We start from the raw sequence: 19,537 nt of genomic DNA, 5'->3' as shown, positions 1-19,537 counted from the left end.
GCCTCAGGCGGCGCAGTATTCACGTATTTTGAAAGTCTCCGGCATGAAAGTCGTTTTCCCGTACGTTTCATCACATTGTTTTATTGCCCCGCGAATTCGGCCGCTCTTATAATTTTTTACATTACCAAGGAACGAGGTGCTAGCATGGCAACGGCCGTCAATTCGTTAAGCAACAACAAATCGCGCACAAAAAAGGGGTTAAAGCTTCGGTTCATCGAGCAGCGCTATCTTCTCCTGCTGCTTGCGCCCGCGGTCGTCTGGGCGATCTTCTTCGCATACCTGCCGATGGCGGGGCTTTATATGGCGTTCGTCAATTATCAGCCATCGCTCGGCGATTTCTGGAGCAATCTGTTCCGCAGCGAATTCGTCGGCCTGGACTGGTTCGACTATTTTTTCAGCAACGGCGATTTTCTCGTCATCATGCGGAATACGCTGGCGTCGACTTTGCTGACGCTCGTCATTTCCTTTCCCGCGCCGATCGTCATCGCGATCGCTTTGAACGAAATCAAAGGGGCGCTGTTCAAACGAACGGTTCAAACCGTTTCCTATCTGCCCCATTTCATCTCGTGGGTCATCGCCGCCAACATTATCGTCACCGTTCTCTCTTCGGACGGCATCGTCAACAAGCTGCTGCAATGGCTGCAATTGACCGACGAGAGCATCCTGTTCCTGCAGGAAGGCCGCTATTTCTGGTGGATCGTGGCCATCGGCAACACGTGGAAGGAGATGGGCTACAGCGCGATCATGTATCTCGCGGCGATATCCGCCATCAACATGGAGCTGTACGAGGCGGCGCGCGTCGACGGCGCCGGACGGTTCAAGCAGATTTGGTACGTGACGCTGCCTCATTTGAAGCCTACCATCGTCATCCTGCTCATCCTCTCGCTCGGCGGCGTGCTGAACGCGGGCTTCGACCAGCATTACCTGCTCGGCAACGGGCTTAACCAAGGGTATTCCGACGTGCTGTCGACTTACTCCTTCCGGTACGGGCTGCAAAACTCGATGTTCTCGTATGCGTCCGCCGTCGGCTTGTTCAATTCGGTCGTCGCGTTCATCCTGGTCGTCATCGTCAATTTCTCGTCCAAGAAACTGAACAACCAGTCGTTATTCTAAAAAAAAGAAGAAGGAGCGGATAAACCATGACCAAAATAAGTTCATTGTCCGATAAGCTGTTCGACGCGTTTATCTATCTTTTTCTGAGCGTCATCTTCGTCGTGACGTTCTATCCCTTCTGGAACATCCTCGTCGTGTCGCTCAACGACGCGACCGATTCGGTGCGCGGAGGGCTGTACTTATGGCCGCGGGAGTTCACGCTCGAGAGCTATGCGTCGATCTTCCGGAACGACGAGCTGATTAACTCGGTGAAGGTGACCGTGCTGCGTACCGTCATCGGGACGCCGCTTTCCGTGCTCGCCATCAGCATGATGGCCTACTCGCTCAGCAAGCGCGAGCTGATCGCGTGGCGGGCGCTCACGCTGTTCTTCATCTTCACGATGTACTTCGGCGGCGGACTCATCCCGACGTACATGATCATCAAGTCGCTCGGTCTGATCGACTCGTTCTGGGTATTCATCTTCCCGGGCCTGATCGGGGTGTTTCTTATGATTCTGGTCCGCACGTACATCGAGCAGCTGCCGTCCGAGCTGGAGGAATCCGCGAAGATGGACGGGGCGAACGACCTGCAAATTTTCGCCCGGCTCATTCTGCCGCTCTGCGTTCCCGTGCTTGCGACCATCGCCCTCTTCATCGGCATCGGGCACTGGAACTCCTGGTACGATTCGTACATTTACACGTACAAGCCGGAGCTGAAGACACTGCAGGCCGTGCTGGTCAAAATTTTGAACCAGTTCCAGACCGGCGCCATGGTCTCGGAAGCCGAGGCGCTGGCGAACAGCTCGAAGCGGATCCCGGTATCCGGCGAGAGCATCCGGATGGCGGTTACGATGGTTGCGACCTTGCCGATCATCTTCGTTTATCCGTTTCTGCAGCGGTTTTTCGTCAAAGGCATCATGATGGGCGCCATCAAGAGCTGATCAAGCTCACGCCGATTTCAAAAGAAAAGGCCGTAGAATAACCCGGACGATGCGGCATCTCCCGGGTTATTCTTTTTTTAGTTCCACTGTAACGCCGATGCCTGGCGATTCCAATTGACGATATGCGGAGAATGATGGATGATATTCGTATCGAAACGAAGGACGAGGTGAGTTGCGATGAGCGTGAAGAAGCAAGACGGATTCCGGGAACAGCGCCTGCTCGTCCTGCCGGATTACATCCAGAAGGAGCTCGGGGAGCAATCGCTGACCAAGTCGCTATACGTGAGCGACATCGGCTTCTTCCCGCATGCCGAGTTCCATTACAGGGAAAGGCCCGAAGGCTGCGACGCCGCTATATTCATTTACTGCGTGGAGGGCGAAGGCTGGATCGAATGGGAAAGCGAGCGCACGATCAGGCTGGGCCCGCGCAGCCTGGCCGTCATTCCGGCGGGAACTCCCCACCGCTACTTCGCCTCCGAGTCGAATCCATGGAGTATTTACTGGTTTCATCTGAAGGGCGACGATGCGGGCGGTCTCATTGCCCTCTACGGCCTGTCCGATGAGCCGCTGGAGCTGCCGCTCGGCACTCTGACATCGTTCATCGACGGCGTCGAGCAGTCCTTTGCCATCCTCTCGGACAAGCCGTACGCCATGCCCGCCCATGTCCACGTCGCCCAGACGATGCGGCACCTGATCAGCGAGATCGGCTTCGGGATCGGGCGCTCGGCGCAGAACAGGAAGCGGGAGCAGCATCTCGAAGCGGCCATCCGGTACATGACCGAGCATCTGGCGACCGCGATTCGGCTTCCGGAGCTGGCGAGGCATACCGGCTTGTCCAAGCAGCACCTGATCCATCTGTTCAACCGGGAGACCGGCTTCTCCCCGATCGACTACTTCCTGCGGATGAAGATGCAGCGCGCCGCGCAAATGCTCGATTTGACGGACCTGTCGGTGAAAGAGATCGCAAGCTCGGTCGGCATTGCCGATCCCTACTACTTCTCCCGTCTGTTCAAAAAAGTGATGGGTCATTCGCCAACCGTGTACCGGAATATACCGAAGGGATAAAGGCTGCCGAAGAACGGCTGCCGACTCGCCGGCCTGCATGGCGCAGGACGACGGTCGGCAGCGTCAATGCAAGGCGAGTAACGGACCGAGATGCTCTTATTTCAATGAAATCGCGCCTTTTTCGGTTGTAACGGACCAAGGGACCGTTATTTACGCTTTCAAATATATATAGGGACTCCATTCGGCGCAATAAGGTCAATACGGTCCGTTACCGCTGGAAACGCCCCTCTTTCGGTCCATTAACGTCATCTGAGTCCGTTGGACGGGTGAGCGGGCGCGCACGCGGATCCACAGACAAAAAAAAAGCGCTGAACCCGGCAAACCGGCTCAGCGCCTATCCTAAGGGACTACATAGAAGGCAAATACCGTTCGCGGACGATGCGGAGATGATGGAGCGCATGCCCGATGATGAAGTAGGCAAGCGCGGCCGCGGTCGTCGGGGAATCGTTCACGAATCCGAAGCGCTGCAGTTCCTCCCCGGTCAATCCTCGCACGAGCGATACGGTGGAAGCTCGAACGGCGCGAAATTCGGCGATCAGCTCGGCAAGCGGCCGCGAGTCGAAGTCGGTCAGATCCACGAACACGTCCGCGTGCCGGGGCAGCGGCGTCGCATCGCCGCGCGCCGCGCAAAGCAGCCGGTAGCTCATAATTCGCTCCGTGTCCATAATATGGCCGAGCGCTTCTTTCAAGCTCCACTTTCCTACGCCGTACCGGAATAAGCTTTGCTCCTCGTCAAGCTTGCCGTACAGCTCGACGATTTCCCGTTCCTGCTCGAGGAGCAGCGCCGCCGGATCGCCCTCCGGCGCGGCGTCGATATAGATGCCGTTAGCGGGAACGAATTCGCCCTCGCTTGGTTTTCGCAAGTACATGGAATACACCCTTTCGCCTAGAGGATATGCATCCCTGCCATTATAGCATAGCGCTTCAATGCACCTGCGGCTCGTACGCCGCCTTGATCTCGTCCTTCAGCCGCAATTCGCGCTTCGTCGGCAAGTTATCCCGTTCATCGTCGACGATTCTTGCGTGCAGCAACAATTCGAACAGCTCGCCGCGCAGCCCGGACGCCGCCTTGTCGTGATATAGATTGTGCTGCTCCTGCGGATCCTCCGCCAGATCGTACAGCTCGCCGTCCTTGAATTTCGGATGGTACCACAGCTTGCGCGTCTGCGTCCGGATGCCCATCGTTCCGCCGAGACAGAACAGCGTCACGTAATCTCTAACCGCTTCGCCTGTTTGAATGGAAGGAACGAGCGAATGGCCCGGCAGCGACACGTCCGGCGAAATGTCCAGAAGATCGTAGAGCGTCGGGGCAAAATCAAGGCTCGACCCCATCGCCTCCACGACCTCCCCGGCTTTGTAGCCATCGGGGAACCGGAGCATGAACGGAATCCGGATCTCGGATTCATAGGCCGTGGCCGCCTTGTTGAACAAGCCGTGCACGCCGAGCATTTCGCCATGATCCGAAGTATATACGATCAAGGTGTGATCAAGCAGCCCTTGCTCCCGGAGCGTATCCATGATCGTGCCGAGACAGTCGTCGACCATCTTCAGCGCGCAATGATACCCGGCGACGCCTTTGCGCACCATGTCGTCCGACATTTCGCCGAATTTGTTCGTAAAGATGCCGGCGCGTCTGCGGTAGGCTTCGGATTTGTCCCGGAACTCGTCCGCCCGTCTGTTCTCCGGCAGCGGCACGTCCTCCGGCTTGCGGAAGTCGACGTACTTCTGCGGAAGAACGTACGGCTCATGCGGCGCATGGAAGCCGACGAACATCGCGAACGGCTCGGTGTCCTTCAGCCGCCTCAGCGCGTCGCAGGCGCGGCGCGTCGTCTGGATGTCGAAGAAATAGTCGTGAGGCTCCTCCGACTGTTCGAATTGGAAATGGTTCCAATCGGGGTCGCCGCCGAACGATTTGCCCGGGTTGATCGGAATATGGAAGCTGCCTGCATGAATCATATGCGTCTTGCCTACCGAGACGCTCCGGTACCCCTCGTCCCTCAGCGCCTGCATCCAGGTCTCCTCTCCGCCCGTGCTGAACTTGCGGTTCTCGCTGACGCCGAGCTTCCACGGCTGCCTGCCCGTCAGAAAAGTATGACGCGACGGCACGCACGGCGAGGCGGAGGTGAAGAAGTTATCGAACGCCACCGATTCGCTCCGCAGCTTCTCCATGTTCGGGTAATCGGCGCAAGGATGCCGGTTCGGTCCGATCGAATCGGCCCTCTGCTGGTCCGTCATAATAAACAATACGTTCATTGGTTTCTTCATGAGATTTCGCTCCAATCTTTAGGTCGTTATGAACGTTCTCCAATTCGGTTTAAATAGATCGTTCGCAAATCCTCGCGGCCCGCCTCTCGCAAATGGCGTGCCCATCCGTCCTTCTTAATATATTTGAACGGGCCGGTCTCGACGACGAGCAGCAGCGGGTCCGGCTTGCTGAACGGGTGCCCGACCTGCTCGTGATGCCATTGCTGAAGATAATGATCGAGACGCTCGATGACCTCGGGACGATCAGCGGCTATATTGCGGGTCAGATACGGATCGGTTGCCACGTGATACAGCTCCAGCGGCTCCAGCGGTACGACGCCCGGATGGTAGGTTCTCATCATAAGCCATTCGTCCGTCCGCACGGAACGTCCGACGCTGTATAAGCCATGATCCCATACGAGATACTCCCGGGGCATATACGCTCCGCCATCCGCGATCGCGCCTGCAAACGACCGTCCGTCCCAGCCTTTCGGTACGGGTACGCCGGCCAAATCGCAAATCGTCGCTTGTAAATCGACATTATATACGAGTTCCCTTCGCTCCACATTTTGCGCGCTCCCGGGCCACTTCACGATCATCGGTATGTGATGAACCGCTTCGTCGGCGCATACATGATCGCCGTATACACCGTGCTCGCCCATCGCCTCGCCGTGATCGCCCGAAATGACGATTGCCGTCTCATCCATGACGCCGAGCCGCTCTAGCGTATCGAAAACCCGTCCCAGCTGTTCGTCCATGAACCGAATCGCTCCATCGTAGGCGTCCGCGAACTTCTTGAAATCGTCGCGGTTTCGAATCCGGTCGGGCATCGTATCGACCGGACTGCGGCCGCGTCCGGGAAACAGCATGGCAGCGCTGAACGGAGCGTAGCTGTCCTGGTGCGTAACGATCGCTTCTTCGTCCGGCCACGCCGGAGCGGGCTCGTCCCGAAACAGCTCTTGATACCGCCGCGGCATCGTATAGTTGCGATGCGGGTCCCACAACTGAAGGTGCAGGAAGTAGTTATCTTCCTTACCGTGCATCTCCAGCCAGGGCAGCGCGGCTCCTATGACCTCGTCGGCATCCTCGTCTCCTTTCTTAAGCGTGTGCGTATGAACCTCGTTCCAGCCCGCCATGTACCAGAAGGCGTCGTGACGGTCGGCGAAGGAAGAGAAGGTCGTCATATGATAGCCATGCTCCCTTAACAGCCTAACGAACATCGGACGCTCCTCCGTATTGAATTGCCGGTAGTCGCATCCCGGACCCCAATGCGTCACGACGCCCGAATGAATGCCGAACAGCCCGCTGGCGAAGGAGGCGCGTGACGGAACGCACGGCGAACTCGCGCAGTAAGCCCTTGAGAAACGGACGCCTTGCCTGGCAATGCGGTCGATATTCGGCGTCGTCTGGCGGTGATAGCCGTGAATGCCGATATGCTTCGGCCTTAACGAGTCAATATCGATATAAACGATTCTCATGGTTGAAGCCCCTCCCATTAGCCTTTCAACGAGCCGATCATGACGCCTTTAATAAAGTGCCGCTGAACGAAAGGATAAATGAGCAGCACCGGAATGCTCGCGACGATAATGAGCGAATATTTGATGCTTTCCGCAAGCAGCAGCCTTTCGCCCAGGCCGAACGCGTCGCCTTCCATCAAGGCGTTCTGATTCGTAATCAAGATGTTTCTAAGAATGATTTGCAGCGGATACAAATGCTCGCTGTTCAAATAAATGAGCGCGTTGAAATACGCGTTCCAATGTCCGACGGCATAAAACAGCACCATAACCGCGATAATCGGCTTCGACAAAGGCAATATGATGCTGACCAGCAGCCTCGTGTTGGAGGAGCCGTCCATCAGGGCCGCCTCCTGCAGCTCCCACGGGATGCTCGTCTGGAAATAGGTTCGCATCACGATCAGGTTGTACGTCGCAATCGCGGTCGGAATCATCATCGACCAGATCGTGTCCACCATGCCGAGGCTCTGGACGAGCAAATACGTCGGGATTAAGCCGCCGGAAAAAAACATCGTGAACGCGATAATGAACATAAAAATGCTGCGTCCCGGCAAATCCTTCCGAGAGAGAGGATACGCCGCCAGCGTCGTCAGCGTAATGTTAATAAGCGTGCCGAGCACCGTATAAATAATCGTATTCTTATATCCGGTCCACACTTCCTTCGTCTCGAACACCTCCTTGTAGGCGTCCAGCGTAAAGCCCTTCGGCAGAAGCCACATTTCGCCGCCAATGACCTTGCTCGGATCGCTGAACGAGGCGCTGACCACGAATAGCAGCGGATATAAAATCATGATCAAAATGACCGTCGCAATCGCGTACACGATGATATCGAACCATTGGTCATCCTTTATCTTGGTTCGTCGTTCGAATTTCATGCTCCTCCTCCTTCCGACAGGTTCCTCCGGCTTACCATAGGCTGGTTTCCGTTTTTCTTCTCGCATAGGCGTTAATGACGATCAGCAGAATAAAATTGATTAGCGCATTGAACAACCCGATCGACGCGCTGTAGCTGAAGTCGCCCTTAAGTATGCCGTTCCGGTAGATGAAGGTGGAGATGACGTCGCTCGCTTCCATGTTCAGTTCGTTTTGCATCAGCAATATTTTCTCGAAGCCGACGTTCATGAAATGCCCGATATCCAGAATGAGCAAAATGATAATCGTCGGGAGGATGCCCGGGACCGAGACGTGCATCACCCTCTGCCACCTGCTCGCGCCGTCGATTTTGGCCGCTTCGTACAGCTGAGGATCGAGCCCGCTCAAAGCCGCAATATAAATGATCGATTGCCAGCCCATGTTCTGCCAGACGCCGGAGGAAATGAGCACCGTCTTGAACCAGTCGGCCCTCTCCATGAAGGCGATCGGCTCGATTCCAACCGCCGACAGCACATGGTTGACAAAGCCGGTTTCGGACGAAAGAAACAGATTCAGCATCCCGACGATCACGACGATCGAAATAAAATGCGGCATATACGTCACGTTCTGAAGCAGCTTGCGCATCCGCTTGTTCTGTATTTCGTGAATGAGGAGCGCCAGAAAAATCGGAATCGGGAACGCGACGAGCGTCTGAAATAAACTGATCGACAGCGTGTTCCAGAGCAGCCGTTCAAAGTAATAGGAGGAGAAAAACCGTTCAAAATGTTCGAATCCGACCCATGGGCTTCCGAGGAAGCCCAGGTTCGGCATGAATTCTCTGAAAGCAATCTGTACGCCGTACATCGGAACGTATTGGAAGATAATAAACCAGACGAGCGGAAGCAGCAGCATGAGATACAACTCGTAGCGCACGAGCATTCGCTTCATCAGCTTATTCGAGCGGTCCTGCATCTTCTCACCTCAATTTTTGTAGGTCGTGTCGTAAGCCTCTTGGTATATTTCTTCGATCTCGGCCAGACCCATTTTATTTAAGGTGGAAACATAATTGTCCCAATCGTCGAAGCTGCGCTCGCCGTTTACGAACTTCGCGCTTGATTCGTCGATGTACGTGTTGACGTCGGTAAGGAGCGTATCCACCTTTTTGGCCGTCGCGGCGTCGAACAACGGCGCGCCGAGAATGCGTTCCGGAATATACGGCTCCAATTTTTCCGCCGCCTCTTGAACTTGCGGAGGGTTGACCGCATTCGAGTTTTTGTCGTTGATCCAGTGCGTGATCGCCGTTCCGGGCCAAGGGGCGAACTGCGAGATCGCGAAGGCGCTCCCCTTCTCGTTTTTCAAAACTTCATCGGGATACGTCGGCACGCCGTCCGCGTAATTAAACGTTTGCCCTTCGACACCGTACCGGAGGAAGATCGAGCCTTCCTCGCCGCTGAAGTAATCGATCCATCGGATCGACTCGGCCGGATAGGGGTTGGCGGACGTAATCGCAAACGCGCCGTAAGATCTTGCGATCGGCTGAACCTGGGTATGCAGCCTGTCGCCGTTCGGGCCGGCAACCGGCTCGATGCCGATGAACTGGTCCGCAACCGCGGAGAACGTATCCGTCGCCTGTTTATAGAAGAATCCGACCTTCGCCTCGCTCGTTTTCGTCAAGTACTCGGTATCCTGCTGCGTAAAGAGCGTATTGTCGAGAAGCTTCTCCTTGTACAGCTCGTGCAGGTACTGGAGAATTTGTTTGTACCGGTCATCCGCCGGCCAATAGCGAACCTTGTCGTCCTGCACGTTGATTCGGTTGCCCATCTGATTTTCGAGTCCCCATGCGCCGTTGATGTTGCTGACGATCTGACCTAAATTTTCGCCGGACATCGGGATTTCGTCCTTTTGTCCGTTCCTGTTAGGATCTTGATCCCGGAAGGCGATCAAGACGTTCTTCAGCTCTTGCGTCGTCTTCGGTACCTCCAGCCCGAGCTCGTCGAGCCATTTCTTGTTGAGCCAAGGCTTTGCCGTGCGCGCGGAGAATAAGGTGACGAAGTCGGAAAGCATGTAGATATGGCCGTCGGGGGCCGTGAGCGACTGCTTGATTTCCGGGTATTGATCGAACAAAGCTTTAATGTTCGGCGCGTATTGGTCGATCAGCCCTTCGAGCGGGATAAACATGCCGCTCGTGCCGTATTTGACCGCGTCGAGACGGGTAAAGTTGGCGCTGATGAAGATGTCCGGCAGGTCCTTCGTATTCAGGATCAGGTTTCGTTTTTCGTTAAAGCCGGCGGTCGGCACGTTTTTGAAGCTCGCTTTTATGTTCGTCATTTTTTCGTATTCCCGGAATACGAGCATTTTGTCCCACGGAATATTGGAATTGGATTGGCGGTTGAATATGTCCAGCGTAATCGGCTTCTCGACGATCGGGAATCCGGTAGCGTGAAAATTATCGGTCGGCGCGCTTGCGGTCGGGTCTGCGACCGGATCCTTGCCGGAGCAGCCCGCAAATACGACGGACGCCAGCGATACGGATATCAATGCGAAAGTAACGTTCTTTTTCATGAAGAAGCCTCCCTTATACCATGTAAACGATTGCAAAATGTCAGGTGCGGTCCGATTATTGCTCCTTCAGCTGCTCCGCGAATTGGATTAACCGCCCGGCATCGTCCGGTTCGATCGCCTTGCCGAGCTGCGCCCGGACTTGGTGGATGTATGCGTTCAGAAGCTTGTTGCTTGCAAGGGCATTCCCTCTTGCCTGCTCGCCTTCAGCCGCGCTTAATTTGGCCTTCAAGGCCGTCGCGATGCCCTCTTGTTCCGCATAAGCTTCCGTCAGTTGACGGAGACCGGCAAAGTCGACGCCTTTGGTCAGCGTCAAGTCGTCCGCTCGGACCCAAGCTTCGTCCCCGCCTGCGGTCATGCCGGCATAAATTTCGACGATCGCGATGTCGTTGGTCGTGAACGCGACCGATTGCTCGGTATAGGAGGACAAGGCCCCGAAGCCCTTTTCGTTCAAAATCGCTCCTCCTCCCGTAAGCCGCGCGCCCAAATACCCGTTCGCGTTGTTGGCGGAAGAATGAAACCGCCCCTTCAGCGTATACGTCGTATTCGGTTCGAGGGCGACCTGCTGCTTGATCGCATGGGTTCCCGTCGTTCCGCTGAGCAGGACGTTATTCGCTCCCGCGTAGGACAAGCCGAGGCTTCTTTCCATAACGGCGCTTCCTGCCGCGTACCAAGGCGCCGCCGCTTCGTCCGCAAGCTGGTCCTCGAAGCCGGGATCGCTTAATAGGTTGCCTTCCAGACTGTCTTCCACAAGGTCGGCCTTCATGAAAAATACGTTGTACTCCGGCCGCCACCTCGACATCGTGAAGTACAGCTCGTCGCCGTCGTTATACCAAGGATGAATGAACGGTCCATACAAGCCGGCCCCTCGTTTAACAATTTTTTCCCCGGTCCACGGTCCCGTCGGTTCGTCCGCTTCGCGGATGACGAGCGCCTGGCGGGCCTTATTTTTGTATGCCATGAACCATTTGTCGAAATGGGAGTTGTAGGCGACGGACATTTCGCCGGCCGGGCCCATCGCTACCGGCTTCGCGGCCGCTTCGTCGTTAAGCGTCCAGCCGTTTCCGCTCCAATACTCGTATGAAGCTTTATCCAGCATATCGGCCTCCGGCACGCGGGTTAAAAAAATATTCCCCACTCTGCCGTTCTTGGTCGTATACATGTAGACGTAGCCGCCGTCCTTTACGAAAGCCGCTTGCTGAAACCGGCTGGACCCGGTTGCATCGTTCATCCACCTTGCATTCGCGTCCTTCGTCCACGTCAGCCCGTCGTCATCCGAATAAGCGATGCCCGCGTAGTTCGTCAGCCAGTTGCCGTCCGTTCCCCAGTGTTTGACCGACATGAAGTGAATGTAATGCCGGGTTCCGACCGTGATGCCGGCTGTCGGGATGACGGTAATCTCGTCGTTGTTGATCTTCTTGGACGGTATAATTTGTTTGGCTCGGCCCGGCGGGTTCTGGATCATCGTGTCGATGGCAAGGCCGTCGGCCGGCAAGGTATCGGTCGAGATTGCCAGCGTGTTGCTCCGCCAATCCGGCACCGCCGCGCTCCCGTCCGTATCGCCGAATGCGATCATGATCTTTCCGTTGCCCCCATCCCACATAATGCCAAGATCCGTCCCCCATACGTGATAATTCGAATGTGTCTGATTCGGGTTTGGAAAATCGTCTGCAGGCTGCGTCTTGCCGGTCACTCTGGAGACCGTCGTCACATTCTCGGGCGTCACCGCCCAGGCCGGGACGGCCGCCAGCCCGGTCAGTAGAAGAATAGAAAAGCTTGCAGCGAACAATTTTCTCATCATCGTTTGCTCATCCTCCAATAGGTCGCCTAAAGCATCGGCGAATTTATTATAGAAGCGCTTTCAAACGTGCGAGTCTTTCGGGCATTTTTTCCGACACCGCCTCCTTTATGCCGCCTTCGCGGTCGTTGGAATCTACATTCGACAGGGCTGACTTGATCGCTAGCCATAAAATCCGGCAAGATCCTCATCTCGTATTTACTTTACCGGTAAATTTACCGGTAAAGCGATTATAAAATATACCCTGGCCATTATGCAAGGGCAATTTTGCTCCGACATTGCGTTGCCTCTTCGATTTTTAATATAATGATGCTAATCTTTACAAGCGAAACCAATGAACCGACGCTTCGGGCAGGAGATAACGGATGAAAAAAAGAGTGAAACTGGAAGACATAGCCAAAGTTGTTGGCATATCCAAAATGGCGGCGTCGCTCGCGATGCGCGGCGAAGGCTCGATCAGCGAGGAGACCGTCCGCAAAGTGAAGGAAGTCGCGAGCGAGCTAGGTTACGTGCCGAATCATATGGCCAAGAGCCTCGCCAACGGTAAAACGAACACGCTTGCCTTGCTCGTCTCCGCTCCCTTTCATGACGATTACCAGAATCAAATTATCCACGGCGCCGTTCCATACGCCATGAGCCGGGGCTACACGATATTCGTCGGTCCGATGGCGAGTCCGAGCCTGGAGAGCTCCTATATCGAAAAGTACAAAAACAATATGGTGGACGGATTTCTGGCCTTTCATTCCTTGGTCAGCGCCAACTACCGCAAGCTGAAGGCGGAAGGCGTGCCGTTCGTTCTTTATACGAAATATTTTCGCGACCTGGACTGCGATTACGTCGTGTGCGACGACGAGCTTGGCGGCTATATGATGACCAAGCATTTGCTCGATTTGGGACACCGGCGCATCGGCTTCGTGTACGGCGCCAAATTGAAGCGTTCTTCCGAGGTGCTGGATCGGATCAAAGGTTATCGGAGAGCGTTGAACGAGAGGGGGCTGGACGACGGCGAACGTTCAATCGTTCCATTCCATCTCCATTACCACGTAAAACAGATGAACAGTGAGAACATTTTGAGCGACAACCGCGAATTCGTTGCCTGGTTGACCGCCGCCGACCGGCCGACGGCCCTGTTCGTCGCTAACGATATTACCGCTTCCTCCGTCTATATCGCCTTGAAGAAGCTTGGACTCCGCATACCGGAGGACGTATCGGTCGGCGGTTACGAAGGCGTATACCTAAGCTCGGTACTGGATCCGCCGTTAACGACGGTCGAGACCTCCATTCAGCAGATCGGGGAGAAGGCTTGCCAGATTCTTATCGACAAAATCGAGGGGAAAATTCAGGAATCGGCGCCCGTCCAGCTCCGCATCGAGCCGCGGCTGCTCGTCCGCGAATCAACCGCGCCGATTCGGTAAAGCTACTTCATCTTGTCGAAGGTAACGTCGAACATGACGATAAGCAGCCCCGTATAGGCCGCGGACAGCATCAAGCCGAAGAGCGGCTTGCGGTAATGGATTCGCAGCATAATGAACATGACGATGTTGAAGAGAAAGGACCAGAAGAGGTTCCAATCGTTGTGATACGTGATCGCGCCGGTCAATACCGATATGTATTCGAGCAGGATGAATATAGCGATGAACAGCAGGATATACCCGGCTTTCCCGAGCACTCCTTTGTCCTCCGGGTAGCGGGAAAGAAAAATCCACGTCGATAGCGGCATGCCGACCGTGATCAGGAGCAGGATCGGGATCATGGCGACGGGAAGCCCGTTCGGTTCCAGCTGCCAGAGCTGGAAATCGTAACAGATCAATTCATACAGTAAATTGCCTATAGCCGCGAACAGCATCGTCGGGTAATAGCGCTCCCAGTTGCGGTCGCCGAATTTGAAGGCGGCGAGTATCCAAAGACTGGAATAGATGATAGCGACCATACCGCCGTAGCCCCTCTCTTTTTTTACTTACTTTTATTCCCAAATGAGCGATAGGTAAACCTTTTGTTTAAAGCAAAAAAGCCATCCGTAACGGATGGCGCGCCGCATTGCTTTATTCCTTGACCGAACCGAGCGTAATGCCGGTAATGAAGAGCTCCCTCGGCAGGACAGGCCCCCATCGAACGAAATCCCATTCGGCATTGAAAGTCGCGTGAATCCCGAAGCATACGCCGGGCGCGTCCCGAAGCAGCTCCGCCGCTTCTTCCGCATAGGGCGCGCATGCCATAACCGATACGTTTTTCAATAGGCCGCTCCGGCATGCTTCGAGTATGCCGGCATTCGCGGAGCGGCTGCTTCCGAGGTCGTCTCCCCGGGTAACCAAATAGATGGTTGAGGCCATCGAAGTCCCTTCTCCCTTCCTGAATAAGATTGCTGCTTTCATGATAACGGAATTCCGCCGACGCTAAGATGGATAATTGTATGATGAGGTTTGACTTTTGTTCTGAGTTGGCGCCCTGCGGCGATTCGGATGCGAGAGGCGGCCCGAAGCCCGTTCTCAAAACGCTTTCGCAGGAAGAGTTGGCAGGCAGGGTCATAAACGTGAAAAAGGGAGTCGTCGTGCTTAGAACGTTGCTCGGGACGAAAATGTTCGTGCCCATCAATAAAATCGTAGCCGTCATTACGCGTTAACTTCTTTTAGAAAAACAAAAAGCGTCCTCTTTGGACGTTTTTTGCTTTTTTTGCCGTATGCCATAAAAAAACTCCCGCCGCCTAAAAGGGACGAGAGTGACTGGTGATTTTGGGTGTTTTTAAATAAAGGGGCCTATTTCCGGCTCCTTATGATCTTATTATAACTCTCCGTTCATTATAAGTCTACAATTTCAGGAAAATATCGGCTAAGATGGTGGATGCCGGCCGGCTAATCAATAGCGATTATGGAGGTGGAGCTTATTTTTCCCGATTTAACAAGACATCCCGAATGGCTGCCAGGGCAGTCGAAGCCTTGGTGCGACCAGCTCGCCGCACAGACCGGGCGTTATGCGTACACGTGGAACTGCGCGACGGAAGGCGTATCGGCGGAGGATTTGTTCGCGGCGCAACTGGCCGGACTGATCCGAGGCCGCGTGCTCGACGTCGGCTGCGGCCACGGCGAATTCACGAGCCGCTGGGCGGAGCAAGCCGATGAAGTCGTCGGCTACGACATGACCGAGGGCTTCCTGACGACGGCACGGCGTTCCCGCAAGCCGAATGTCCGTTATGTTCTTGGCCGAACGCATGAAGGGCTTCCGTTCGAAGACGGCTATTTCGACGTTGCCTATACAAGGAAGGGACCGACCAGCTGGTACTCCGAGGCAAGCCGGATTCTCCGTCCGGGCGGAGAGCTGCTGGCTCTTCATCCAGGAGACGGCAATGGCGAAGGCGGAGAGCTGAGCCGGCTCTTTCCCGGTTTGTTCGCCCCTTCCGCCCCCGGCACCCCCATTCTCGATAAGATTCGCGAGCGGCTTGCCGGCAGCGGATTACCCGATGTAGTTGTCCGCGTCCTCCGCGACACGGTATATCTCCCTTCGGCGGAAGACGTCGTCGCGATGGCAGGCTTCGGCCAGAACGAGCGCGTCCTCGCATACTTGAAGGAAACCAGCATGGACGGAATCCGTACCACTTTCGAACGAAACCGCGGCGAGCGGGGTCTCCAAATGACGAGCTTCCATTACCTTCTCCACGCGAAAGCGCCGGAGAGTCAAAGGAGGACGCCAAATGAAAAACGATAAATGCTTGCTGCTCCAGAACGAAGCGATCGACGGTCATCTATTGGACTATCTGTCCGAAGTCGGAGACGTCTTCGCCGTATTCGACAAGCAGGATTCGGGCTGCGTCTCTTACGGCATAGAATGCGGGGGACGCAACTTTTTCGTTAAGTTCGCCGCGCTGCCCCCGGCTGTCGGGTTTTTGAAGCAGGCCATCGCCTTCCACCATGAAGCGCGGCATCCCCGGATACCGAAGCTGCTGCACGCGTTTCGGACCGGAGGCGGCGGCCTCGCCCTCGTCTACGAATGGGTCGGCGGCGAGGTGTTGCATTCTCCGGATTTTCCGGGAAAGGAAGGCCGAAGCAGACCTGAATCGCCGCACTACCGCTTCAGGCGGCTGCCGAGCGGGAAAATCATCGCCGCGCTGAACGCCGTATACGAGACGCATGTCTATTTGGAGAGCTTGGGTTATGTCGCGGTGGATTTTTACGACGGCTGCATCCTTTACGATTTCGGCCGGGAAGCGCTGCATTTGTGCGACTTTGACCATTACGCGAGGGGGCCGTTTCTTCTGGAAGCGGATCGGCTGTTCGGGTCCTCCCGTTTCATGGCGCCGGAGGAGTTCATAAGGGGCAGCCGGATCGACCGGCGGACGAACGTCTTTACGATGGGAGCCGCGGCCTTCGTGTTCCTCGGGAACGACGGCAGCCGCGATCGCGGAGATTGGCGGGGGTCGGATGCGCTGTACCGGGTAGCCTCCAAAGCCGCTTCCCCCGAGCGGGATGATCGTTACGATAGCGTCGGCGAATTTTACCGGGAGTGGCTGAAGGCGGCGGACTTGGGCGAAGACGGAGAGCGACCGGCAAGCGATTGACTGCACGGGAACGGCGGCGGTACCTCGACAGATCAGATCTAAACATTAGATCTGATGCGCAAATTTGAGCTTGTTTAGGCAGATCAGGTCTAGAAATTAGACCTGATCGCCCCGCTGCCGGCAAAATCGCATCATTTGGAAGAGATTTCAGCGGCGCCCCGATTTACGATACATGAAGCGGATACGGCTTCGATTGAATTTTGAACGGCAAATCTTCACCGCCATGCTTGATGCGGAATTCGGCCGTCGCGACGAGCGTGTAGCTCCCTGCCTTCAGCTTGAGCTCGTTGTTTGGCGGGAGAACATGGCCTTCCCCGTCGTTCGAATAGGATTCGTCCGGCTCCAAAACCTTGCCGAAACCGATCATATGCACGTACTTCGAACCGTCCTGAAGAACGGGATTCCCCTCCTCGTCGAAGACGGCATAAGTGAACATGTCCGCGCCGTGCTCGATTTTCCATTCGGAGCGGGAACCGTTCGCCAGAGCTCCTTCGACGACGAACGTCTCTCCGGCTCGGGCGGCTTCCGGCATTTCCACCTTCACGCTGAACATGTCCGCCCGGGGCTCCGACGGCGTACTCGTCCCGCAGCCGGCAAGCGCGAGGATCATTGCCATAATCACGATTGAAACGGCATGCTTCAATACGGGTAACCTCCTTATGCAGGTATAACGATTTCATTAGATTGGACGCAAAATCGATGGTTTTGTTGCAATAAAAAGCGATATGGAGCCGCCTACGCTTATGTCAGTTACCCTTCAATTCGGTATTTCTTCTCCAGGTCCGAGAACGGGCCGGGAGCCAGCCTTATGAAGCGATGCTTACCGTCCTCGTCCCGGCGCTCGTCCCCGTCGCCGGGCGGCGGGAGATCCTTGAGCCTGCGGATGAGCTCATCATCGATCCGAACGTCGTCCATGTCCTCCTCATCCGCGACCTCTAGCGATACCGTCTGCTCAAGCCGATGCTGCGTTCCGTGCCGATCCTCTAATAACAAAACCGCACGAATCGTCTTCATCCCGCAATCGATCGCCTCCCGCGTAAAGATTTCGATAAAAAAGCCGTCGGCCTTTCCGGGTTCATAGACGACGATTTCGTCAGCCTCGTTCTCGTGGAAACCGTTCAAATTTCGACTCCGATATACCCCAGCGGGCAGCTCGAGAACGATCCTGACGTTCGTTGCCCCCATACTCGGCTGATAGCTTATCCATAGATGATTCATGCCCTCTTGCCGCTCGAGCTTCGACTTGGCCGGTTTGACGGTCAGCATGACGCTTCACTCTCCTTGTACGAGCCGCGTAACGGCTCGGATAATGTCCGATTTCAGCTTCGGCGCCGTCCGGGCGCTGATCGAAAGCACGACGTCCTCGCTGATCACGTATGTTTCATGGCTCAAAATCTGTTCGGCCTGAAGCAGCGGCAGCGTCTCCCCGATCCTTCTGACCTCCTCCATGGAAAGCCCCTGCAGCTTGCGCTGAATGCTTGCCAGCGTCTCGCCGCTTTTGGACAGGGCAAGGATTGCGCGGAAGCAGGCGACATGATGGTCCGTGTACACCCGCTTGTTGCCGGCGAGCTCAAGCGGAGGAATAACGCCGATCTGCGTATAGTACCTGACGGTTCGTAAATTCATTTGCGGATCGTCCTTCTGCAAAAGCTCCGCCACTTGCTTCGCCGTGTAATGGTTCATCCGAAGTCCTCCTTTTAAACCTGATCGCCACCGTAACACTTAAATGTTATAGTCACAGTTTACTGTAACAAATTAAAATTGTAAACAAAAAACGGAATGCATCCGGCTACTTGCCCGGATGCATTCCGTTTGTTTCCGCAGCCGCCCGGTCGGCGCGGCTACCCCTTCTTTCGTTCTTCGAGATACCGGTCCACCGCTTCCTTCGCCCGGTCGCGCCCGGGCAGCTTGGCGTTGATGCGAAGCAGCAGCGCGATGGCGATAACAAGCAGGATTACGATCAGAACGTCCATTAAGGCTTCCCCTTCCTATCATTCCGCTCTAAGAACCGGATCATATCGCCGTAAAAAATTTCCTTATCCGCGCCTTTTAAAGAGTGGCCGGAACGGGGATACTCCGCGATCGCAAGGTCCCGGCACATCCTCTTGTAGCGCGCGAGATCGTCGTCCGTAACGAGCGATCCTTCCCGCAAGCCCCGCGCGACGAACACCGGCATCGCCAGCGGGCTTTCCAGATCGATCCGCGCCGAATCTCTCTGAATGCCGGTTACGGCCACCGGCCTGATGTTCGCGGTGGCGCTCCTTCCCCTCCCCCGAAAAGAAAGCGCAATGCATCTGGCGGGCAGCGCGGCTTCCGCCAAATCGAAATATTCCTCCGCCGTTTCGGACAACCCGGGACAAATGACGAGCGGCGTCCGTTCCGGATCGGATTCGTCAATCGTATCGTAATAGTGAATCGCGATGCCGTTATGTTCGGCGTGAGAGATGCGCATCCGCCTCTTCCCCTTTCCCCTTATGCTATCCGTAAAATAAAAAAACGCGAAGATCCGTCCGGTCCCGCGCTTTCCTTTTAGTTTATTGACGATTATAGCGAAACTTCAATATTTTGACAATAGAATCCGGATACGGACAATCCCCGACTACGGCTGCTTTCGGACGACGCTTAGCTCATGCTCGTTCTGATGCCATTTTCGGAGCATGCTCTGATAGAAGTTGCTCTCCTGCACGCTGAGCCCCTGCCTGTTCTTCTTCATGATCAATCGGTTGATGCTGCGCTTCAAAATAATGCTCCGTCGTCCCAACATATCCATATAAGTCAAGTCAATCATCCTCCAGCTAATGTTCTGCAATCGGCTTATCTAAGTATATCGAATGAAAATCCGAATGAAAAATCCGATATGAGCAGAAAACGTTCGATAATTCGCTTTTTACGGACATGGGATGCTCCCTCCGCGCCTATTTCG

21 protein-coding genes are annotated in these 19,537 nt (G+C 55.4%); 6 read left to right on the top strand and 15 right to left on the bottom strand.

Features of this window, described 5'->3' with window-relative positions; all coding sequences use genetic code 11:
- Positions 1-144: 144 nt before the first annotated feature.
- From IDH41_RS01335 to IDH41_RS01325, 3 genes are all read left to right on the top strand, one after another.
- Positions 145-1,113, top strand: a complete 969-nt coding sequence (locus IDH41_RS01335) for an ABC transporter permease (protein ID WP_190857554.1) — start codon at positions 145-147, stop codon at positions 1,111-1,113.
- 26 nt (positions 1,114-1,139) lie between these two features.
- A complete protein-coding gene (locus IDH41_RS01330; protein ID WP_190857552.1) occupies positions 1,140-2,033 on the top strand; it encodes a carbohydrate ABC transporter permease in 894 nt (297 codons plus the stop codon).
- 177 nt (positions 2,034-2,210) lie between these two features.
- Positions 2,211-3,098 carry an AraC family transcriptional regulator gene (locus IDH41_RS01325; protein ID WP_190857550.1) on the top strand — a complete coding sequence of 296 codons (888 nt, stop codon included), beginning with the start codon at positions 2,211-2,213 and terminating at the stop codon, positions 3,096-3,098.
- Between the two features lie 347 nt (positions 3,099-3,445).
- Here the strand turns inward: IDH41_RS01325 and IDH41_RS01320 are convergent, their stop codons facing one another.
- The 7 genes from IDH41_RS01320 to IDH41_RS01290 are packed head-to-tail and all read right to left on the bottom strand — an operon-like array spanning position 3,446 to position 12,068.
- Entirely contained in the window at positions 3,446-3,967 is a 522-nt protein-coding gene (locus IDH41_RS01320) for a DinB family protein (RefSeq protein WP_190857548.1), read from the bottom strand.
- A 55-nt stretch (positions 3,968-4,022) separates the two neighbouring features.
- A complete protein-coding gene (locus tag IDH41_RS01315) occupies positions 4,023-5,363 on the bottom strand; it encodes a sulfatase-like hydrolase/transferase (protein WP_190857547.1) in 1,341 nt (446 codons plus the stop codon).
- Positions 5,364-5,389: 26 nt separating this feature from the next.
- On the bottom strand, positions 5,390-6,820 hold the full coding sequence (locus tag IDH41_RS01310) for a sulfatase family protein (protein ID WP_190857545.1): 1,431 nt from the start codon (positions 6,818-6,820) through the stop codon (positions 5,390-5,392).
- Between the two features lie 17 nt (positions 6,821-6,837).
- Positions 6,838-7,731, bottom strand: a complete 894-nt coding sequence (locus tag IDH41_RS01305) for a carbohydrate ABC transporter permease (RefSeq protein ID WP_190857543.1) — start codon at positions 7,729-7,731, stop codon at positions 6,838-6,840.
- Positions 7,732-7,762: 31 nt separating this feature from the next.
- The gene (locus IDH41_RS01300; RefSeq protein WP_190857541.1) at positions 7,763-8,680 is read right to left on the bottom strand and encodes an ABC transporter permease; all 918 of its coding nucleotides are present in this window, start codon (positions 8,678-8,680) and stop codon (positions 7,763-7,765) included.
- 9 nt (positions 8,681-8,689) lie between these two features.
- Positions 8,690-10,270, bottom strand: coding sequence for a type 2 periplasmic-binding domain-containing protein (locus IDH41_RS01295; RefSeq protein WP_190857540.1), 1,581 nt, complete (start codon positions 10,268-10,270; stop codon positions 8,690-8,692).
- A gap of 55 nt (positions 10,271-10,325) precedes the next feature.
- Positions 10,326-12,068 carry a DUF4185 domain-containing protein gene (locus IDH41_RS01290; protein ID WP_190857538.1) on the bottom strand — a complete coding sequence of 581 codons (1,743 nt, stop codon included), beginning with the start codon at positions 12,066-12,068 and terminating at the stop codon, positions 10,326-10,328.
- Between the two features lie 362 nt (positions 12,069-12,430).
- Here IDH41_RS01290 and IDH41_RS01285 point away from each other — a divergent pair, with 362 nt between their 5' ends.
- On the top strand, positions 12,431-13,480 hold the full coding sequence (locus IDH41_RS01285; protein WP_190857536.1) for a LacI family DNA-binding transcriptional regulator: 1,050 nt from the start codon (positions 12,431-12,433) through the stop codon (positions 13,478-13,480).
- Positions 13,481-13,482: 2 nt separating this feature from the next.
- Here IDH41_RS01285 and IDH41_RS01280 read toward each other — a convergent pair whose 3' ends face one another.
- Together IDH41_RS01280 and IDH41_RS01275 are read right to left on the bottom strand one after the other, a co-directional pair.
- Entirely contained in the window at positions 13,483-13,995 is a 513-nt protein-coding gene (locus IDH41_RS01280; protein WP_190857534.1) for a CBO0543 family protein, read from the bottom strand.
- 112 nt (positions 13,996-14,107) lie between these two features.
- Entirely contained in the window at positions 14,108-14,395 is a 288-nt protein-coding gene (locus IDH41_RS01275) for a ChbG/HpnK family deacetylase (RefSeq protein ID WP_190857532.1), read from the bottom strand.
- A 541-nt stretch (positions 14,396-14,936) separates the two neighbouring features.
- Between IDH41_RS01275 and IDH41_RS01270 the strand changes: the two genes are divergently transcribed.
- Positions 14,937-15,764, top strand: coding sequence for a class I SAM-dependent methyltransferase (locus tag IDH41_RS01270; RefSeq protein ID WP_190857530.1), 828 nt, complete (start codon positions 14,937-14,939; stop codon positions 15,762-15,764).
- Positions 15,751-16,614 carry a serine/threonine protein kinase gene (locus tag IDH41_RS01265; RefSeq protein ID WP_190857529.1) on the top strand — a complete coding sequence of 288 codons (864 nt, stop codon included), beginning with the start codon at positions 15,751-15,753 and terminating at the stop codon, positions 16,612-16,614. Before IDH41_RS01270 ends, IDH41_RS01265 begins: the two co-directional genes overlap by 14 nt.
- A gap of 163 nt (positions 16,615-16,777) precedes the next feature.
- On the opposite strand, the gene IDH41_RS01260 is transcribed toward IDH41_RS01265, so the two are convergent.
- From IDH41_RS01260 to IDH41_RS01240, 6 genes are all read right to left on the bottom strand, one after another.
- Positions 16,778-17,257: a hypothetical protein gene (locus tag IDH41_RS01260; protein WP_190857527.1), complete on the bottom strand. Its 480-nt coding sequence runs from the start codon at positions 17,255-17,257 to the stop codon at positions 16,778-16,780.
- A gap of 107 nt (positions 17,258-17,364) precedes the next feature.
- The gene (locus IDH41_RS01255; protein ID WP_190857526.1) at positions 17,365-17,880 is read right to left on the bottom strand and encodes a hypothetical protein; all 516 of its coding nucleotides are present in this window, start codon (positions 17,878-17,880) and stop codon (positions 17,365-17,367) included.
- 6 nt (positions 17,881-17,886) lie between these two features.
- Positions 17,887-18,297, bottom strand: a complete 411-nt coding sequence (locus IDH41_RS01250) for a MerR family transcriptional regulator (protein WP_190857524.1) — start codon at positions 18,295-18,297, stop codon at positions 17,887-17,889.
- A 158-nt stretch (positions 18,298-18,455) separates the two neighbouring features.
- The gene (locus tag IDH41_RS31710) at positions 18,456-18,587 is read right to left on the bottom strand and encodes a hypothetical protein (protein ID WP_263364551.1); all 132 of its coding nucleotides are present in this window, start codon (positions 18,585-18,587) and stop codon (positions 18,456-18,458) included.
- Positions 18,587-19,066 (bottom strand): alpha/beta fold hydrolase, encoded by a 480-nt coding sequence (locus tag IDH41_RS01245; RefSeq protein ID WP_190857522.1) that lies wholly within the window; start codon positions 19,064-19,066, stop codon positions 18,587-18,589. Before IDH41_RS01245 ends, IDH41_RS31710 begins: the two co-directional genes overlap by 1 nt.
- A gap of 147 nt (positions 19,067-19,213) precedes the next feature.
- On the bottom strand, positions 19,214-19,393 hold the full coding sequence (locus IDH41_RS01240; protein ID WP_190857520.1) for a hypothetical protein: 180 nt from the start codon (positions 19,391-19,393) through the stop codon (positions 19,214-19,216).
- Positions 19,394-19,537: the final 144 nt, after the last annotated feature.

Source organism: Paenibacillus arenilitoris, from assembly GCF_014705655.1.
Taxonomy (GTDB): Bacteria; Bacillota; Bacilli; order Paenibacillales; family Paenibacillaceae; genus Pristimantibacillus; species Pristimantibacillus arenilitoris.
This window is presented reverse-complemented; position numbering and strand designations above follow the sequence as displayed.

What these genes read in the sequence shown, in the direction of transcription:
- IDH41_RS01335 (WP_190857554.1), top strand. Translation starts at nt 145, where the DNA reads ATGGCAACGGCCGTCAATTCGTTAAGCAACAACAAATCGCGCACAAAA.
- IDH41_RS01330 (WP_190857552.1), top strand. Translation starts at nt 1,140, where the DNA reads ATGACCAAAATAAGTTCATTGTCCGATAAGCTGTTCGACGCGTTTATC.
- IDH41_RS01325 (WP_190857550.1), top strand. Translation starts at nt 2,211, where the DNA reads ATGAGCGTGAAGAAGCAAGACGGATTCCGGGAACAGCGCCTGCTCGTC.
- IDH41_RS01320 (WP_190857548.1), bottom strand. Translation starts at nt 3,967, where the DNA reads ATGTACTTGCGAAAACCAAGCGAGGGCGAATTCGTTCCCGCTAACGGC.
- IDH41_RS01315 (WP_190857547.1), bottom strand. Translation starts at nt 5,363, where the DNA reads ATGAAGAAACCAATGAACGTATTGTTTATTATGACGGACCAGCAGAGG.
- IDH41_RS01310 (WP_190857545.1), bottom strand. Translation starts at nt 6,820, where the DNA reads ATGAGAATCGTTTATATCGATATTGACTCGTTAAGGCCGAAGCATATC.
- IDH41_RS01305 (WP_190857543.1), bottom strand. Translation starts at nt 7,731, where the DNA reads ATGAAATTCGAACGACGAACCAAGATAAAGGATGACCAATGGTTCGAT.
- IDH41_RS01300 (WP_190857541.1), bottom strand. Translation starts at nt 8,680, where the DNA reads ATGCAGGACCGCTCGAATAAGCTGATGAAGCGAATGCTCGTGCGCTAC.
- IDH41_RS01295 (WP_190857540.1), bottom strand. Translation starts at nt 10,270, where the DNA reads ATGAAAAAGAACGTTACTTTCGCATTGATATCCGTATCGCTGGCGTCC.
- IDH41_RS01290 (WP_190857538.1), bottom strand. Translation starts at nt 12,068, where the DNA reads ATGATGAGAAAATTGTTCGCTGCAAGCTTTTCTATTCTTCTACTGACC.
- IDH41_RS01285 (WP_190857536.1), top strand. Translation starts at nt 12,431, where the DNA reads ATGAAAAAAAGAGTGAAACTGGAAGACATAGCCAAAGTTGTTGGCATA.
- IDH41_RS01280 (WP_190857534.1), bottom strand. Translation starts at nt 13,995, where the DNA reads ATGGTCGCTATCATCTATTCCAGTCTTTGGATACTCGCCGCCTTCAAA.
- IDH41_RS01275 (WP_190857532.1), bottom strand. Translation starts at nt 14,395, where the DNA reads ATGGCCTCAACCATCTATTTGGTTACCCGGGGAGACGACCTCGGAAGC.
- IDH41_RS01265 (WP_190857529.1), top strand. Translation starts at nt 15,751, where the DNA reads ATGAAAAACGATAAATGCTTGCTGCTCCAGAACGAAGCGATCGACGGT.
- IDH41_RS01255 (WP_190857526.1), bottom strand. Translation starts at nt 17,880, where the DNA reads ATGCTGACCGTCAAACCGGCCAAGTCGAAGCTCGAGCGGCAAGAGGGC.
- IDH41_RS01250 (WP_190857524.1), bottom strand. Translation starts at nt 18,297, where the DNA reads ATGAACCATTACACGGCGAAGCAAGTGGCGGAGCTTTTGCAGAAGGAC.
- IDH41_RS31710 (WP_263364551.1), bottom strand. Translation starts at nt 18,587, where the DNA reads ATGGACGTTCTGATCGTAATCCTGCTTGTTATCGCCATCGCGCTGCTG.
- IDH41_RS01245 (WP_190857522.1), bottom strand. Translation starts at nt 19,066, where the DNA reads ATGCGCATCTCTCACGCCGAACATAACGGCATCGCGATTCACTATTAC.